Here is a 238-nt window from a genome sequence, read left to right as displayed (position 1 = left end):
GCGGCTGGGTGATTCCGGGCTGACGGTGCGGGTGGAGTCGGACGCGCAGAAGCCGGGGGAGGAGTTCCTGGCGGGCTTCGGCAAGACGGCCCGTGACGGGCTGCACCTGAAGGCGGCGGCGGTCCGCGACACGTGTGATGTCGTGATCAGCAATGTCCTGGTCATCGACGCGGTGCTCGGTATCCGCAAGGTGTCGATCGGTATCCGTGAGGGCCGGATCCACGCGATCGGCCGGGCC

General features: G+C 68.9%; 1 pseudogene. It reads left to right on the top strand.

Annotation, left to right across the window (positions count from 1 at the left end):
- Positions 1-238: pseudogene (locus IG86_RS39615) on the top strand (urease subunit alpha); the annotation flags it as partial.

Origin of the sequence: Streptomyces virginiae (assembly GCF_000720455.1) — a bacterium.
In the GTDB taxonomy this organism is placed as follows: Bacteria; Actinomycetota; Actinomycetes; order Streptomycetales; family Streptomycetaceae; genus Streptomyces; species Streptomyces virginiae.
This window is presented reverse-complemented; position numbering and strand designations above follow the sequence as displayed.